The following is a 16,102-nucleotide window of genomic DNA, read 5'->3' on the forward strand; positions in this document are numbered from 1 at the left end:
TGCACATGAACACACTTGAAAAATTTAAACAATTTGCTCCAAAGCAGCATTTACTGGGTCACAGTAAAAATGCTATAATTTATACCCGTGTATCCACAAAGGAGCAAGCGGACACCAATACATCGCTTGAAACCCAGAAAAAGTATTGTGAGCACTATGCCAAGTCCAATGGGTATAACATCGTAGGGTATTTTGGTGGGACTTACGAATCTGCCAAGAGCGATGAACGTAAAGAGTTCAAGAGGATGCTCAAGCATGTCAGGCAGAGTGGTTCGGTAGGCTATATCATTGTGTACTCCTACGACAGGTTCTCCAGAACTGGCAGCAGCGCCGCTCATATATCGCAGGAGCTATTTGAAAGGGGCATACAGGTAAAGGCGGTCACACAGGAAGTGGATACGACTTCCGCGGCGGGAAAGTTCCAGCAAAACATGTTCTTTATGTTCAGTCAATTCGACAACGAACTGAGAAGGGATAAAACCATTACGGCTATGACCGATCTTTTACGTAAAGGGTACTGGTTATGGAGCCCGCCAATAGGCTATGTCAATAAAAAGAAATACCATAAGGCTGTAGACTGGGAAATCGTGCCTTCCAAGAAAGGAAAACTGCTTAAAAAAGCGTTCGCATGGAAGACAAAAGGTATATATACCAATGTGGAGATCATTGATAAGCTCAAAGGTTTGGGAATGGCAATCAACGAGCGTAGGCTCAGTGAGGTATTCAAAAATCCGTTCTACTGCGGTGTACTTATCAGTAAAATGGTTCCTGGTGAAATTATTGAAGGTAGACATGAGCCTCTTGTCTCTAAAGAAAATTTTCTGAAAATCAATTCCGTAGAGACTCATCATCCTAAACACCATAAATCGGAAAATGACAAGCTTCCGTTAAAGCAATTTATTTATTGTGAACGTTGTAAACTTCCCCTAACAGGTTATCTTGTTAAGAAAAAGGGGCTTTATTATTATAAATGTAGAACTAAGGGATGTTCGTGTAATAAATCAGCAAAGGCTTTACATAAATCCTTTGAGGATAATTTGAATCTATATCAAGTAGATCCAAAATACAATGCTATTATCAAAGAGGTCATGGCTTACTCCTATGATAACATCACAAAGGAGATAAGACAGCAGAGTGTAGCTATTAAGAAAAAGATTACCGAACTAAACGATAAAATAGAATCGGTAGAGGAACGCTTTGCGCTTGGTGAGATTGATTCCGATATATACAAAAAATTTAAGGATAAATATGATGGCCAAAGAGTGGAACTACAATCCAAAATGGAGAATCCAGCTATTAATAGTTCGAACCTTGAGAAGGCTATCGAAAAAGCACTTGAATTATCCGCTTCGCTCCAGTATATATGGGTAAATGGCGATCTGAAACAAAAACAAAGACTCCAAAATTTAGTGTTTCCTGGTGGTTTGGGTTATGATAAGTCAAATGATAGAGTTCGAACCCCAAAGGTAAACGCTATTTTTTCTGCAATACACTCATTATCAGGCAAAATAGAAAGAATAAAAAAAGGAGAACCGATTCCTGTGAATCAATTCTCCGATTTGGTGACCGCGAAGGGATTCGAACCCCCAACCCTCAGAGCCGAAATCTGATATTCTATCCAATTGAACTACGCAGCCAAATTTCCGCGCAAGCAGAAATTATATTAATTTAAGATAATTTAGCCTTTACGATATTAGAAATGGTTTTACCATCTGCTTTTCCAGCAACTTGTTGGGTTACAACGCCCATAACTTTACCCATATCTTTCATGCCTTCTGCGCCGGTTTGAGCAATAACCGTTTCTACAATCTTTTCTACCTCTTCATCAGATAAAGCTTCAGGTAAAAACTGACTAATAACCTCAGCTTCTGCTAATTCTGGAGCAGCTAAATCTTCACGACCTTGCTCTATATATATTGCCGCACTATCTTTTCGTTGTTTTACTAACTTTTGAAGCATTTTAAGCTCTTGTTCTTCACTTAATTCGCCTTGTGCACCTCCTTCTGTTTGTGCTAATAAAATAGCTGATTTTACGGCTCTTAAAGCTGTTAAAGCGGTGGTGTCTTTTGCTTTCATCGCATCTTTTAAAGCAGACATGATATTTTGTTGTAAACTCATAATGGTATTTTTATTAGAGGTGCGAAGATATAAAAAAGTAAGCAGTCTTCAATCTATAGTTTTAAGTTAAAATATATTAGATTCCTAGTTTTGCAGAAATTAAAAACCCGAAAAGCTGAGGGAAACTTTTCGGGTTCATAACTAAGTTAGGTAAGTATATTTTTAATCGACGTTATCGTGTAAAAACGAATTATTACTTCTTAATTTAATATCATCGTTATCATCTAAACCAATACTGGTTCTAGACATATTTGTTTCAGAAGAATGTCTTGCTTCATCTAAATGCACCCCCTGACGCTTGTAAGCTGGTACTTTTTCGATATCGTCAATTTTTGCATTATTGAATTTATAGTTGAAGTCTTTCATTTTACGTCTGCGTTCTTCAGCACGTTCTTTAAGCATTAAAGAAATTGGTGAATTCATAGGATCAATCTCTTCAATAACCTCTTCTTTGGCTTCTTCTTTTATAACTTTCTTTTCAAAAACTATATCTTCTTCAATTTCAAATCCAAATTCTTTTAACTCTTGTTTCTTTTGTTTTGTGGCTGTATTATCATCTTCAGCTTCAAAATAATCTTCTAGAGCGTATCTAATATCTCCAGATTCGTTTGTTTCGGTAACAGGAATTAATTCAACATAATCATTCACAGAAATATTTTTGATATCCTCATCTAAATGATGATACGTCTTTTCTTCCGCTTTCTTTTCAACTTCTGGTTCTTTAACTTCTTCTTTTTTAGAAGTAGGCAAAGGCATATCAAACGTTAATGTGATTTGTTGCTCTTCTTCAACCTCAACCTTTTCAATTTTAGACATGGTTGTTACTGGCTTAATTACAAAATCGTCCTGCTCCTGAAAATTATATTTAACCTCTTCGTAAGACACATTTATATTTTTAATGGCCTGTGTGGTTGGAATTAAATTTGAAGCATTTGTTTCCTGTTGGGCTTCTTCTTCTTTATTGTTTTTTTTCTGAAAAACCGAAGGTGCTTCTTCTTCTACATCAAAATCTAAAGTATGACGTACAACTTTTTCTTTTTCTTCTTTTAATTCTATTACTGGTGCAATAATTACAGGCTCTTTTTCTTTGTTTGAAGCTTCTATAGCATCACTAAGCGTATGAACTACTTTTTTAGTTTCGGTATTAGAAATTTCATCTTGTTGTTCGATATTAAAACCAGTTGCAATAATTGTTACTGCGATTGATTCTTCCAGACTTTCATCTTCACCAACACCCATAATAATGTTTGCTCCATGTCCGGCTTCACTTTGAATATGATCATTAATTTCTCCAATCTCATCAATCGTAATTTCATGAGAACCAGACACAATTAATAACAATACATTTTTAGCTCCTGTAATTTTATTATCATTTAACAAAGGAGAATCTAATGCTTTTGTAATGGCTTCTTTGGCTCTATTTTGACCCGATGCTAAGGCAGACCCCATAATAGCTGTACCGCTATTACTTAATACTGTTTTGGCATCACGTAAATCGATGTTTTGTGTATAATGGTGTGTAATTACTTCGGCTATACCACGAGCAGCTGTAGATAGCACTTCATCGGCTTTAGAGAATCCTGCTTTAAAGCCAAGATTTCCATAAACTTCACGAAGTTTGTTATTATTAATTACAATTAAAGAATCTACCACATCTCTTAGGTTTTCTATACCTCGTTGTGCTTGTTCAATTCGCATTTTACCTTCAAACTGAAAAGGCATTGTTACAATACCAACCGTTAAAATGTCTAAATCTTTAGCCATTTTAGCAATAATAGGTGCCGCTCCAGTTCCGGTACCACCACCCATTCCTGCAGTAATAAAAACCATTTTTGTGTTAGAATCTAACATGGTTGAAATGTCTTCGAAACTTTCAACCGCAGATTGCTCTCCTACTTCTGGATTTGCCCCAGCCCCTAAGCCTTCTGTTAGGTTTAATCCTAACTGAATTTTATTAGGCACTCCACTATTTTGAAGGGCTTGTGCATCTGTATTACAGATATAAAAATCGACTCCTTTTATACCTTGTTGGAACATGTGGTTTATAGCATTGCTACCACCACCGCCAACACCAATAACTTTAATAACATTTGATTGGTTTTTTGGTAAATCAAATGCGATACTTGCGAATTCTTTTTTGCTGCTCATAAATTCTGTTTTACTGGTATTACTAATTTTTTATTTTAATTCAATGGTTTTTATCTACTCTGCGTTATCTAAAAAATCTTTGACACGCTCTGTTAATTTGTCTAAAAACGTACGACGAGGTTCGGGCGCTTTATGTATAATTTCTGGTTCTTCTTTAATTTCAGTATCATCAACCGGTGTTTCAGGCTCTACCGTTTGTTGTTGTTCTACCTTTTTGCGTTCGTTACGTTTTAATCCGTCTAAAACTAAACCAACGGCTGTTGCATAAAGCGGGCTCGTAATATCATCGTCACTATCGCCTGCCAAATGCTCGTTTGGATAACCTATTCTGGTATCCATGCCTGTTATGTATTCAACTAATTGTTTTAGGTGCTTTAACTGACTACCGCCACCTGTTAAAACAATACCGCCAATTAATTTTTTCTTTTGCTCTTCGTGACCGTAATTTTTAATTTCTACATATACCTGCTCGATAATTTCTACAACACGAGCATGTATAATTTTAGAAAGGTTTTTAAGCGTTATTTCTTTAGGTTCTCTACCTCGTAAGCCTGGTATTGAAACAATTTCGTTGTCTTTATTTTCTCCTGGCCATGCCGAACCAAACTTAATTTTTAATAATTCTGCTTGTTTTTCAATTATAGAACAACCTTCTTTAATATCTTCGGTTATAACATTACCACCAAAAGGAATTACGGCGGTATGACGGATGATGCCATCTCTAAAAATGGCCAAATCTGTGGTACCACCTCCTATATCAATTAATGCAACACCGGCTTCTTTTTCTTCCTGACTTAAAACGGCATTGGCCGATGCTAAAGGCTCTAGAGTGATGCCTTCTAAATTTAAACCCGAACTTTGTACGCATCTACCAATATTTCTAATAGAAGATACTTGCCCAACAACCACATGAAAATTAGCCTCTAATCGACCGCCATACATTCCAATGGGTTCTTTAATTTCGGCTTGTCCATCTACTTTATATTCTTGTGGCAGTACATGTATAATTTCCTCTCCAGGAAGCATTACTAATTTATGTACCTGATTTATTAAGCGATCGATGTCGTCTTCGTCTATTACCGTATCGGAGTTTGACCTTGTAATGTAATCACTGTGTTGTAAGCTTCTTATGTGTTGTCCTGCAATACCAACAGTAACATCTTCAATTTTAATGTCGGATGCAGCTTCAGCTTCTTGAATGGCTTGTTGAATCGATTGAATGGTTTGTGTAATGTTATTTACCACCCCACGGTGCACCCCTAAACTTTTAGATTTACCAATACCTAAAATTTCAACTTTGCCGTATTCGTTTTTACGACCAATCATTGCCACAATTTTTGTGGTTCCTATGTCTAATCCTACTGCTAAATTATGCTCCATTGCTTATATTTTGGTACACACTACTTGGTTGTCAAACTGTAAATTAACTTTACTGTAATTATCCAGCGTTTTGTCTTTTAATTTTTTTTGATAAAACGCTTTTAGGTTATTTATTTTTTTGTCTAAAAATTCTACATCTCCTAATTGCACTAAAAAATGACATTGTCTTAATTTTAAATAAATAACATGATCCATACCCTGATAAATCTCTATTACATGTTTTTTTAAAAACGCATCATTTTTAATTTTTTTTGCAACTATGTAGATACTTTTTAAATTATTTTTTTCAACATAACCAGTAACTAAAGGCACTCTTGCAGAATAATTGGTAGATAACGGCATATAAAAACCATCTTCATCAATGTAATATGATGCATTTGTACTTACTCTCGCAATAGGCTTTTTTTGTTCAACTTCGGCATTAAGTGTTCCATTTACAGACAAATACACTTCTGCTGATTTTATCATGGGGTTAGAATTTAGGGCGTTTTCTAACTCATTCAAATCTAAAGTTTCTTTAGCAACATTTTCAACACCTCCAAAACTTTGTATTAACAATTTACTAACATTCTCGCTAGTTATAAACAGATTATTATCCCCAAGAAAATTAACATTGGGCTTGGATACTTTTCGAGCACTATTTTTCTTAGATGCAAAAGCATATAAGAACACCACAAGTGCCAATAAAAAAAACATCTTTATATACGACCAGTTAATTCGCAACGCTAAATTCTTTTTTAATATGTTTAACTTCTTCTCCTATATCTCCTGCCCCAATAGTTAAAACTATTCGAGCATCACTTTCGCGTATTTTTTGTATCAAATCGGTTTTTAAAACCAACTGTTTATTGGCGTTTTCTATTTTATCTAACAGCCATTGCGAGGTAACACCTTCTATTGGTAACTCTCTCGCTGGATAAATATCTAAAAGTAAAACGGCATCAAACTGCGATAAGCTTTTAGCAAAATCATCTACAAAATCTCGAGTTCTACTGAATAAATGCGGCTGAAAAATAGCCAACACTTTCTTGCCAGGATACATTTCCCGAACCGCCTGATGCACGGCATTAATTTCTTCTGGATGATGTGCATAATCATCGATAAACACAAAATCTTCCGTTTTAATCTGATAAGTAAAACGGCGCTTAACACCTTTGTAAGATGCTAAAGCTTTGGCGAGCTGCTGGTAAGGGCAACCATATTCTACAGCCATCGCCAAGGCTATTAAAGCATTCGACAAATTATGTCTGCCAGGTAGGTTAAATTGTAACTTTTCTAAAACTGTTGAAGGTGTTTTTACATCAAAAATGTAAGCACCATTTTCTATTTTTATATTTTGAACAGAATAATCTGAATCGTCTTCAATGCCAAAAGTAATTCCAGAAAGCGGCAAACCGTTTTTCACGAAAAGCTTACCTTCGGGCTTTACTTTCTTCGAAAAATCTTCGAAAGATTGAATTAAAGCGGAAGCATCGCCGTAAATATCCAAATGATCGGCATCCATAGAGGTGATACATGCGAGGTTTGGCGACAAGGTTAGAAATGATCTGTCAAACTCATCGGCTTCGACCACAGAAACTTCTGTGCCGTTTAAAATTAAATTGGAATTATAATTTTCACTTATACCTCCTAAAAATGCGGTTACAGGCATATTGCAAGCATTAAGTAAATGCCCTAAAATACTCGTCGTTGTGGTTTTACCATGGGTACCAGCTACTGCTAAACAAAATGTGTTTTCTGTAATAAAACCTAAAACTTTAGAACGCTTTAAAACATTAAAATTATTATCAATAAAATAATTTAATTCCGAATGATGTTTAGGAATTGCCGGCGTATAAACTACCAAGGTGGTTTCTTTATTTAAAAAGGCTTCTTCAATATTATTAATTGAATCTTCAAAATGAACTTTAACACCCAACGCCTCTAAGCCTTCTGTAATATCGGTTGGTGTTTTATCGTAACCCGCCACAGTTTTACCTTTAGCTACAAAATATCGTGCTAAAGCGCTCATGCCTATACCGCCAATACCTACAAAATAAACGCTATGTATTTTATTAATATCCATTAATTTGATTTAAGAAGTTTTTCAACCTCATCTACTATATCATTTGTTGCATTTACCAGTGCCAATTTTTTAATATTAGCACCTAATTCTTTTTGTTTATCGGGTGATGCTATTAATTTTGAAAACACATTTTCAAAATCGACATCTAATTCATTTTCATTAATAATTAAAGCTGCATTTTTATCTACAACTGCCATGGCATTTTTGGTTTGATGATCCTCGGCTACATTTGGCGATGGTATAAAAATCACGGGCTTTCCAACAATACATAATTCTGAAACCGAACTGGCTCCGGCGCGCGATATAACAATATCGGCAGCCGCATAAGCTAAGTCCATATTATTTAAAAACTCATGAACCTGTACGTTATTGGTGTTATTATAAATTTTATATTGTTGATAATACAACTTACCACACTGCCAAATAACCTGAACATTTTGAGTATCTAAAAAGTCTAATTCCTTTTCTATAAGCTCATTTACCCGACGTGCACCCAAGCTACCACCTAAAACGAGAAGGGTATATTTTCCATGTTTTAAATTGAAAAAGTTTTTAGCCTCCACCGTTTTATTATCCACTTCAAGCAAACCTTTTCTAACTGGATTTCCTGTTTTTATTATTTTATCTTTCGGAAAAAAGCGCTCTAAACCATCGTAAGCCACACAAATTTTCTGAACCTTTTTCGATAATAATTTGTTAGTAATTCCTGGATACGAATTTTGTTCCTGGATTAAACTAGGCACCTTACCTAAAGCTGCGGCATACAACAACGGGCCACTTGCATAACCACCGGTACCAATAACAACATCTGGGTTAAAGGATTTTACAATGTTTCTAGCAGTCCACAAACTGCTTAATAACTTAAAAGGAAACATAAGGTTTTTAGCTGTTAACTTACGTTGTAAACCAGCGATCCAAAGGCCTTTAATGGCATATCCTGCTTGTGGCACTTTTTCCATTTCCATTCTATCGTTAGCTCCAACAAATAAAAATTCGGCATCTGGAAAACGCGATTTCAACTCGTTCGCTATGGCAATTGCCGGATAAATATGTCCGCCAGTGCCACCGCCAGAAAGTATTATTTTATATGTTTTATTGTTTTTCATTAACTTTTTAAGCTTTCTATATGGTTTCAGACAGAATTTCTAACGGATTCTCCTCAGCTAATTCTATGTCTTCTTGTTCTTTAATTTCTTCTCGTTTAGCACTCACGCTTAAAATAATTCCAATCGCTAAACAGGTCATCCAAATGGAAGTTCCACCACTACTTATAAGCGGCAGTGTTTGCCCTGTTACCGGAAATAATTCTACTGCTACGGCCATATTTATTAATGCCTGAAATATAATTGGCAGCCCTACACCCAGAGCCAATAGCTTACCAAAGAGCGTATCTGCTTTTTGAGAAACCAATACAATTCTAAACAGCAGCCACATGTACATTCCCATAATTATAACACCACCAATTAAACCGTATTCCTCAATGATGATGGCAAAAATGAAATCGGATGACGACTGTGGTAAAAAATTCTTTTGAATACTTTTTCCAGGACCTAAACCTCCCAAACCACCAGAAGCAATAGCTATTTTTGCTTTTTCTATTTGATAATCGGCTTCAGTAACTTCGGGATTTGAAAAATTCTCAATTCTACTCATCCAAGTATCAACTCGGTTAGGCATAGCGTCTGGAAATGCTTTAGCTATCAACACAAACATAGCAAATGCTAAAACCCCAGAACCTATAATTACAGCCAAGTAACGAATAGGATAGCCTCCTAAAAACACCAGCATAATAACCATTAAAAACATAATGGCCGATGTGGATAAATTCGCCGGTAATATTAATATGAGCACTAAAAATACGGGCATCCAAAGTGGTAAAATCGAACTTTTAAAAGTGATAACTTTATCTTCTACTTTAGACATATAACGTGCGACATACACCATTAAAACAACCGATGCTAAGGTTGATGTTTGAAAAGACATACCCACAATTGGTATCTGAATCCATCTACTAGCATTCGCACCATCAATGGTAGTACCCTGTAACATGGTAATTGCCAACAAGACCAAGGTTACAGGAATCATTATTAACGACAACCCTTTAAAATATCTGTAAGGAATTTTATGAACTCCATACATAATAGCAAATCCAAGAAAAAGGTGCACAAAATGTTTTATAAAAAATCCAAACGTATTTCCGTTATCGCCTTTATATGCCAAATTACTTGCTGCACTGTAAACAGGTAAAAACGAAAGAATAGCCATAAGCGCAACTATTGCCCAAATTAACCTATCGCCCTTTATGTTATTATACAGTGTTTGCATTTTGTTTTTATCTAATTTTTAAAGGTTTCTTACTGCTTCTTTAAATTGACGTCCGCGATCTTCGTAGTTCTCAAACAAATCAAAACTTGCGCAAGCAGGAGACAACAAAACATTATCGCCAGCTTCGGCTATTTTATAAGCAATTTTTACTGCTTCGCTCATAAATTGTGTTTCAACAATAATATCAACCATACCACCAAAAGCATTTAAAAGCTTTTCGTTATCGACACCTAAACAAATAATGGCTTTTACTTTTTCGTTTGCAAACGGGAATAACTCTTCGTAATTATTGCCTTTATCGACACCACCAACAATCCAAACCGTTGGAGCGCCCATACTTTCTAACGCATAATAAGTAGCATTTACATTTGTAGCTTTCGAGTCGTTTATATACTGCACTTTATTAATTTTAAGCACATGCTCTAAACGATGTTCTACCGCTTGAAAATTCTCAAGACTTTCTCTAATTGTTTGTTTTCTAATTTTAAGTAAATGCGCCACAGTAGAAGCTGCCATAGCATTTTTAACATTGTGTTTTCCTTCTAATGCGAGATCGTTTGTTGGCATAATTATTTTATTGTTATCTATTGTTATTATTATATTTTCATTTTCTAAATACGCACCATTTTCAACTTTTTTATTTAATGAAAACGGCAATAATGTTGATTTCACGGGGTGTGATTTTAACCAGCTTACCAAAACTTCATCATCGGCATCATATATTAAATAATCGTCCTTTGTTTGATTTTCGGCAATTCTAAATTTCGAAGCGATATAGTTTTCAAATTTGTAATCGTATCGATCTAAATGATCGGGCGATATATTTAAAATCACTGCGATATGCGGTTTAAAATCATAAATATCATCTAACTGAAAACTGCTAATTTCTAAAACATAATTTTCGTAATCATGTTCTAAAATTTGCTTCGCGAAACTGTCGCCAATATTCCCAGACAAGCCCACATGTAACGCTTGTTTTAAAATATGATGCGTTAATGTTGCTGTGGTTGTTTTACCATTGCTTCCTGTAATTCCCACAATGGTAGCTTCTGTAAACTGAGAAGCAAATTCAATTTCTGAAACCACAGGAATTCCCATAGTACGAATTTGTTTTACCAAAGGCGCCTTATCTGGAATGCCTGGACTTTTCATGATGATATCTGCATTTAAGATTTTAGCCTCAGTATGCGTTTCATCTTCCCATTCAATCTTATTATGTATAAGAACTTCTTTATATTTATCTTTAATTTTTCCCTTATCGGAAACAAAAACCTGAAACCCTACTTCCTTTCCTAAAAGCGCTGTACCAACACCACTTTCTCCACCTCCTAATATGACTAATCGCTGCTTTGTCATGTTATTTTTTCCCTATCGGATTTTCAAGGTTACTATAGAAACTATCGCTAACAAGATGCCTATAATCCAGAAGCGTGTCACTATTTTACTTTCGTGATATCCCGATTTTTGATAATGATGATGCAATGGTGACATCTTAAAAATGCGTCGCCCTTCACCGTATTTTTTCTTGGTATATTTAAACCAACTTACTTGTAATACTACCGATAAATTTTCGGCTAAAAAGATGCCACACAACACTGGAATTAACCATTCTTTCCTTACTGCAATAGCGATTACAGCTATTATTCCACCAATAGTTAAACTTCCTGTATCGCCCATAAATACTTGTGCCGGATAGGTATTGTACCAAAGAAATCCAACCAACGCCCCAACAAAAGCAGCGATATATATGGTTATCTCCTCGACTCTGGGTATATACATGATATTTAAGTATTCTGAAAACACGATATTACCAGAAATCCAGGCAAAAATCCCTAAGGTTAAAACGATAATGGCTGATGTTCCTGCCGCCAAACCATCGATACCATCGGTTAAATTAGCACCATTAGAAACTGCGGTAATTATGAATATGCTTACTATAATAAATACTATCCAAGCATATTTTTGAAAGTCAGGATTAATCCATGTAATTAAATCGGCATAATCAAATTCGTTTCCTTTAACAAACGGAATGGTTGTTTTTGTTGATTTCGCTTCTTCTTTAAACATTTTGGTTGGAGACACATTGGCATTTTCGGCAAGTAATTCCTGCTGCACCTCAATAGGTAACTTTTCTTTGATAGTTACATTTTGATTAAAATACAGGGTTGCTCCAACGATAATTCCCAAACCTACTTGCCCGAGTACTTTAAAACGTCCTTTTAATCCCTCTTTATCTTTTTTGAATTTTTTTATATAATCATCTATAAAGCCAATAATCCCCATCCAAATGGTTGTTATTACAAGAAGAATGATATAGACATTATCTAATTTAGCTAGTAAAAACACAGGAATTAAGGTTGCCAGAATGATAATAATTCCACCCATAGTTGGAGTACCTGCTTTTTCACTCTGTCCTGCAAGACCTAAATCTCGAATAGTTTCACCTACTTGTTGTTTTTGTAAAAAACGAATAATTCGTTTTCCGTAAATAGTAGAAATTAACAACGACAAAATCATGGCCAGTGCAGCTCTAAAGGTTAAAAACCCAAAAAGAGAAGCTCCAGGAAATTGGAATTGTTTTTCTAAATATTCAAATAGGTAATACAGCATCTTTTAGTTGTTGAAATTTGTTACTTTTCTAATTGTTTTAAATAATCACTTACAATTTTAAAATCATCAAAATCAAAGCGTTTTCCTCTAATTTCCTGATAGGTTTCATGCCCCTTACCAGCAATTAAAATAATATCGTTTGGTTGCGACATCTGACAGGCTGTTTTAATAGCTTGGGCTCTATCGACAATAGTTAATGTTTTTTTGAAATTTTGAGGCTCTACACCTTTTTCAACTTCACTTAAAATAACCTCGGGTTCTTCACTTCGTGGATTATCACTTGTAAAAATTACTTTGGTGCTTAAAGCAGAAGCTATGTGACCCATTTTAGGGCGTTTTGTTTTATCGCGGTCGCCACCACAGCCTACTACTGTAATTAAGGATTCGTTTTTGGTGCGAATACTATTTATGGTTTCTAACACATTTTTAAGTGCATCAGGTGTATGTGCATAATCAACAATAGCAGTGATTTTCTTGTTAGAGATTAAATACTGAAAACGCCCGCTTACACTTTCTAAATCGCTAATTAATCGTAAAACCTCTTCTTTTTCTAAGCCTAATAATTCTGCTGTAGCATAAATGGCTAAAACATTATAAGCATTGAAATTGCCAATTAATCTGGTCCAAACTTCAGCTTCATTAATCTTCAACAACAAACCGCCAAATTGATTTTCAAGAATTTGCGCATTATAATCGGCATAGGTTTTTAATGCGTAGGTTAGTTTTTTAGCTTTAGAATTCTGAAGCATAACCAAACCATTTTTATCATCGGCATTTACAAGTGCAAAAGCCTTATCAGATAAATTATCGAAAAACGACTTTTTAACATCTCGATATTCGGCAAAGGTTTTGTGGTAATCTAAGTGGTCATGCGATAAATTTGTAAACACGCCGCCTTCAAACTTTAAACCTGTGGTTCTGTGCTGATGAATGCCATGCGAACTCACCTCCATAAAACAGAACTCAACACCCGCATGATTCATTTCATTTAAATAGCGGTTGATGGTTAAGGAATCTGGTGTGGTATGAGTCGCTTTATACTCTTTATCATCAACCATGATTTTTACAGTAGATAACAACCCTACTTTAAATCCAGCTTTTTTAAATAATTGATACAACAAACTAGTAACAGTTGTTTTACCATTGGTTCCTGTAACACCTACTAACTTTAAATTTTCAGAAGGATTTTCATAAAAATTAGAAGCCATGTAAGCTAAAGCTTTATTAGAATTATCTACCACAACATAGGTAATACCATCGTGTAAAACTTCAGGTAATTTTTCACATATAACAGCAACAGCGCCTTGTTTAATAGCCACATCAATATACGAATGCCCATCAGACAACGTGCCTTTAATAGCTACAAAAGCATGACCATTAGCTACGTTTCGAGAGTCGAAATCGATCGCAGAGATTTCTACATTCGTATTTCCCGTAACCTCGACAATAGCCACCTTGTACAATATGTCTTTTAATAAACTCATGAAGCTGTTAAAACAATTACTTGGTTATTTTGCAATTTTATATTTTGTTCGATGGATTGCTTTTTTACAACCCCGTTTCCTTCTAATTTTACTTTAATTTTAACCTGCATATTCTCTAGTAAAGCCAGAGCATCCATTGCTGGTAAGCCCACTACATTAGGCATAATGGTTTTATAGGTTTGCGCTGCTTTGTAAAAGCCTTCAAATTCTTTTTGAACAGATGCTTGTTTTACCTCTAAGCTTTCAACTTCATCAACTATTGGGGTGTCTGTAAATATTTTTTGAGCAATTTTTTTAAACACAGGACCAGATACATCTGCACCGTAATAACCTACACTTTTATCTGGCTCATGAATTACCACAATACAGGAATACTTAGGGTTTTCGGCCGGAAAATAGCCAGCAAACGACGATATATAATTTAATTTTTCTTTGTTGCTATAATCTTTCTGGCAGGTTCCTGTTTTTCCAGCCATTGAAAAATTTTCTGAATACAAACGATGCCCTGTTCCAAATTTCTGTTCTACAACATTTTTAAGTAGTTGCTTAACTTTTACAACCGTTTCTTTAGAACAAATGCGCTCGTCTATAACCTCTTTTTCGAAAGGCTCAATAACGGCATCAAACTCTTTAACCTCCTTTAAAAAACGAGGTCTTACCATTTGTCCGTCGTTAGCAATAGCATTGTAAAAAGTTAATGTTTGTAAGGGTGTAAAAGACACACCATAGCCATAGGCCATCCATTGCAAAGCAATGCCACTCCAACGTCCATTTTTAATTCTTGGATCTGGAATAATTGGTTTGGGTTCGCCTATAATTGGCAAGCCTAAATCTTTATGCAGATTAAAATCGTAAAGTCTGTCGATAAATTTACTTGGGTTTTTACCATAAGCTTTATCGATAGCTTTTACAATTCCGGTATTTGATGACACCTCAAAAGCTTTGGCTAAAGTTATTTTACCATAGCCACCATGATGTGAATCTCTAACCGATTTTCCGTAGAATTTAACAACCCCATTTTCGGTATCTACAATATCAGTTGTATCGATTACCTTGTCTTCAAGACCAGCTGTAAGCGCCATTAATTTAAAAGTAGATCCCGATTCGTGAGATTCGCCTACAGCATAATTTAAACGTTCGTAATAGTAACCGTCACTATTTCTTCCTAAATTAGAAATGGCACGAATTTCACCCGTTTTGGTTTCCATCACCACCACACAACCATGATCGGCTTTATACTTTTCTAACTGCTCCAGAAGTGCGTGATGTGCAATATCTTGAATATTAACATCTATGGTTGTATATACATCGTAACCATCTTTAGGTTCAATTTCATTGGCATCACTTAAAGGTTTCCATTGCCCTTTACCAATAAGTTGTTTTTTACGTTGCCCATCGGTTCCCCGTAAATATTTAATTCCAAAAGCACCATCAATACCCGCTCTGGTTACATTTCCTTTTTCGTCGATACGCTCATAACCAATAGAACGCTGTGCAATGCCTCCCATAGGATGCTCTCGTTTGGTTGTCTGTTCTACAATTAAACCACCTTTATAGGCTCCTAATTCTAGTAAAGGGAAATTTCTAAAACGGATATATTGCGAATAGCCAATATTTCTAGCGAGCAAATAATATCTGTTTTTATTTGCTCTGGCCTTTCTTAATTCTTTTTGATAATAGCTTGAAGACCCATTTTTAAATTTAGCAAGCGAATCGCAAAGCGGAATTAAATATTTTTCGAAGTTTTTTGTTGAAGGCGCAAAAGCATCAATTCTAATATCGTACTTAGGAACAGAAGTAGCTAACAAATTACCATGTACAGAATACACATTACCACGATTAGCAGGAATAACTACGTTTTTAACAACGCGCTCGCTAGCCATGGCTTTATATTTTTCGCCTTGCAAAAACTGAATACTAAACAACTTGAAAACTACAGCAAGACCGAAGATGAACATACATCCTGCTATAA

At 35.3% G+C, this 16,102-nt stretch carries 12 protein-coding genes and 1 tRNA gene; 1 reads left to right on the plus strand and 12 read right to left on the minus strand.

The window, feature by feature from the left end; translation table 11 throughout:
- Positions 1 to 5 precede the first annotated feature (5 nt).
- On the plus strand, positions 6 to 1,610 hold the full coding sequence (locus tag AW14_RS14595; protein WP_084708913.1) for a recombinase family protein: 1,605 nt from the start codon (positions 6 to 8) through the stop codon (positions 1,608 to 1,610).
- On the opposite strand, the gene AW14_RS00070 is transcribed toward AW14_RS14595, so the two are convergent.
- The 12 genes from AW14_RS00070 to AW14_RS00125 form a co-directional block, all read right to left on the minus strand.
- Positions 1,561 to 1,637: transfer RNA gene (locus AW14_RS00070), tRNA-Arg, on the minus strand. The two genes, AW14_RS14595 and AW14_RS00070, sit on opposite strands and share 50 nt — an antisense overlap.
- A gap of 31 nt (positions 1,638 to 1,668) precedes the next feature.
- Complete coding sequence (locus AW14_RS00075) at positions 1,669 to 2,118, minus strand: GatB/YqeY domain-containing protein (RefSeq protein ID WP_044636956.1); 450 nt, start codon at positions 2,116 to 2,118, stop codon at positions 1,669 to 1,671.
- Between the two features lie 162 nt (positions 2,119 to 2,280).
- Entirely contained in the window at positions 2,281 to 4,266 is a 1,986-nt protein-coding gene (gene ftsZ, locus AW14_RS00080; protein ID WP_044636957.1) for a cell division protein FtsZ, read from the minus strand.
- 54 nt (positions 4,267 to 4,320) lie between these two features.
- Complete coding sequence (ftsA, locus tag AW14_RS00085; RefSeq protein WP_044636958.1) at positions 4,321 to 5,646, minus strand: cell division protein FtsA; 1,326 nt, start codon at positions 5,644 to 5,646, stop codon at positions 4,321 to 4,323.
- 3 nt (positions 5,647 to 5,649) lie between these two features.
- Positions 5,650 to 6,342, minus strand: coding sequence for a cell division protein FtsQ/DivIB (locus AW14_RS00090; protein WP_316930038.1), 693 nt, complete (start codon positions 6,340 to 6,342; stop codon positions 5,650 to 5,652).
- 16 nt (positions 6,343 to 6,358) lie between these two features.
- Positions 6,359 to 7,711, minus strand: a complete 1,353-nt coding sequence (gene murC / locus AW14_RS00095; RefSeq protein ID WP_044636960.1) for a UDP-N-acetylmuramate--L-alanine ligase — start codon at positions 7,709 to 7,711, stop codon at positions 6,359 to 6,361.
- Positions 7,711 to 8,817, minus strand: coding sequence for an undecaprenyldiphospho-muramoylpentapeptide beta-N-acetylglucosaminyltransferase (gene murG, locus AW14_RS00100; protein ID WP_044636961.1), 1,107 nt, complete (start codon positions 8,815 to 8,817; stop codon positions 7,711 to 7,713). The genes murC and murG overlap by 1 nt, the downstream gene beginning before the upstream one ends.
- Before the next feature lie 16 nt (positions 8,818 to 8,833).
- Positions 8,834 to 10,036, minus strand: a complete 1,203-nt coding sequence (locus AW14_RS00105; RefSeq protein ID WP_044636962.1) for an FtsW/RodA/SpoVE family cell cycle protein — start codon at positions 10,034 to 10,036, stop codon at positions 8,834 to 8,836.
- An 18-nt stretch (positions 10,037 to 10,054) separates the two neighbouring features.
- Positions 10,055 to 11,392 (minus strand): UDP-N-acetylmuramoyl-L-alanine--D-glutamate ligase, encoded by a 1,338-nt coding sequence (gene murD / locus AW14_RS00110; protein WP_044636963.1) that lies wholly within the window; start codon positions 11,390 to 11,392, stop codon positions 10,055 to 10,057.
- A 12-nt stretch (positions 11,393 to 11,404) separates the two neighbouring features.
- On the minus strand, positions 11,405 to 12,646 hold the full coding sequence (gene mraY / locus AW14_RS00115; protein WP_044636964.1) for a phospho-N-acetylmuramoyl-pentapeptide-transferase: 1,242 nt from the start codon (positions 12,644 to 12,646) through the stop codon (positions 11,405 to 11,407).
- A gap of 20 nt (positions 12,647 to 12,666) precedes the next feature.
- Positions 12,667 to 14,130, minus strand: a complete 1,464-nt coding sequence (locus AW14_RS00120; protein WP_044636965.1) for a UDP-N-acetylmuramoyl-L-alanyl-D-glutamate--2,6-diaminopimelate ligase — start codon at positions 14,128 to 14,130, stop codon at positions 12,667 to 12,669.
- A complete protein-coding gene (locus tag AW14_RS00125) occupies positions 14,127 to 16,088 on the minus strand; it encodes a penicillin-binding protein (RefSeq protein ID WP_044636966.1) in 1,962 nt (653 codons plus the stop codon). The genes AW14_RS00120 and AW14_RS00125 overlap by 4 nt, the downstream gene beginning before the upstream one ends.
- Positions 16,089 to 16,102: the final 14 nt, after the last annotated feature.

It is taken from the genome of Siansivirga zeaxanthinifaciens CC-SAMT-1 (genome assembly GCF_000941055.1).
GTDB classification, from domain to species: Bacteria; Bacteroidota; Bacteroidia; order Flavobacteriales; family Flavobacteriaceae; genus Siansivirga; species Siansivirga zeaxanthinifaciens.

Bases quoted from the DNA above. Each gene is read 5' to 3' on its own strand.
- AW14_RS14595 (WP_084708913.1), top strand. From the start codon at position 6: ATGAACACACTTGAAAAATTTAAACAATTTGCTCCAAAGCAGCATTTA.
- AW14_RS00075 (WP_044636956.1), bottom strand. From the start codon at position 2,118: ATGAGTTTACAACAAAATATCATGTCTGCTTTAAAAGATGCGATGAAA.
- ftsZ (WP_044636957.1), bottom strand. From the start codon at position 4,266: ATGAGCAGCAAAAAAGAATTCGCAAGTATCGCATTTGATTTACCAAAA.
- ftsA (WP_044636958.1), bottom strand. From the start codon at position 5,646: ATGGAGCATAATTTAGCAGTAGGATTAGACATAGGAACCACAAAAATT.
- AW14_RS00090 (WP_316930038.1), bottom strand. From the start codon at position 6,342: ATGTTTTTTTTATTGGCACTTGTGGTGTTCTTATATGCTTTTGCATCT.
- murC (WP_044636960.1), bottom strand. From the start codon at position 7,711: ATGGATATTAATAAAATACATAGCGTTTATTTTGTAGGTATTGGCGGT.
- murG (WP_044636961.1), bottom strand. From the start codon at position 8,817: ATGAAAAACAATAAAACATATAAAATAATACTTTCTGGCGGTGGCACT.
- AW14_RS00105 (WP_044636962.1), bottom strand. From the start codon at position 10,036: ATGCAAACACTGTATAATAACATAAAGGGCGATAGGTTAATTTGGGCA.
- murD (WP_044636963.1), bottom strand. From the start codon at position 11,392: ATGACAAAGCAGCGATTAGTCATATTAGGAGGTGGAGAAAGTGGTGTT.
- mraY (WP_044636964.1), bottom strand. From the start codon at position 12,646: ATGCTGTATTACCTATTTGAATATTTAGAAAAACAATTCCAATTTCCT.
- AW14_RS00120 (WP_044636965.1), bottom strand. From the start codon at position 14,130: ATGAGTTTATTAAAAGACATATTGTACAAGGTGGCTATTGTCGAGGTT.
- AW14_RS00125 (WP_044636966.1), bottom strand. From the start codon at position 16,088: ATGTTCATCTTCGGTCTTGCTGTAGTTTTCAAGTTGTTTAGTATTCAG.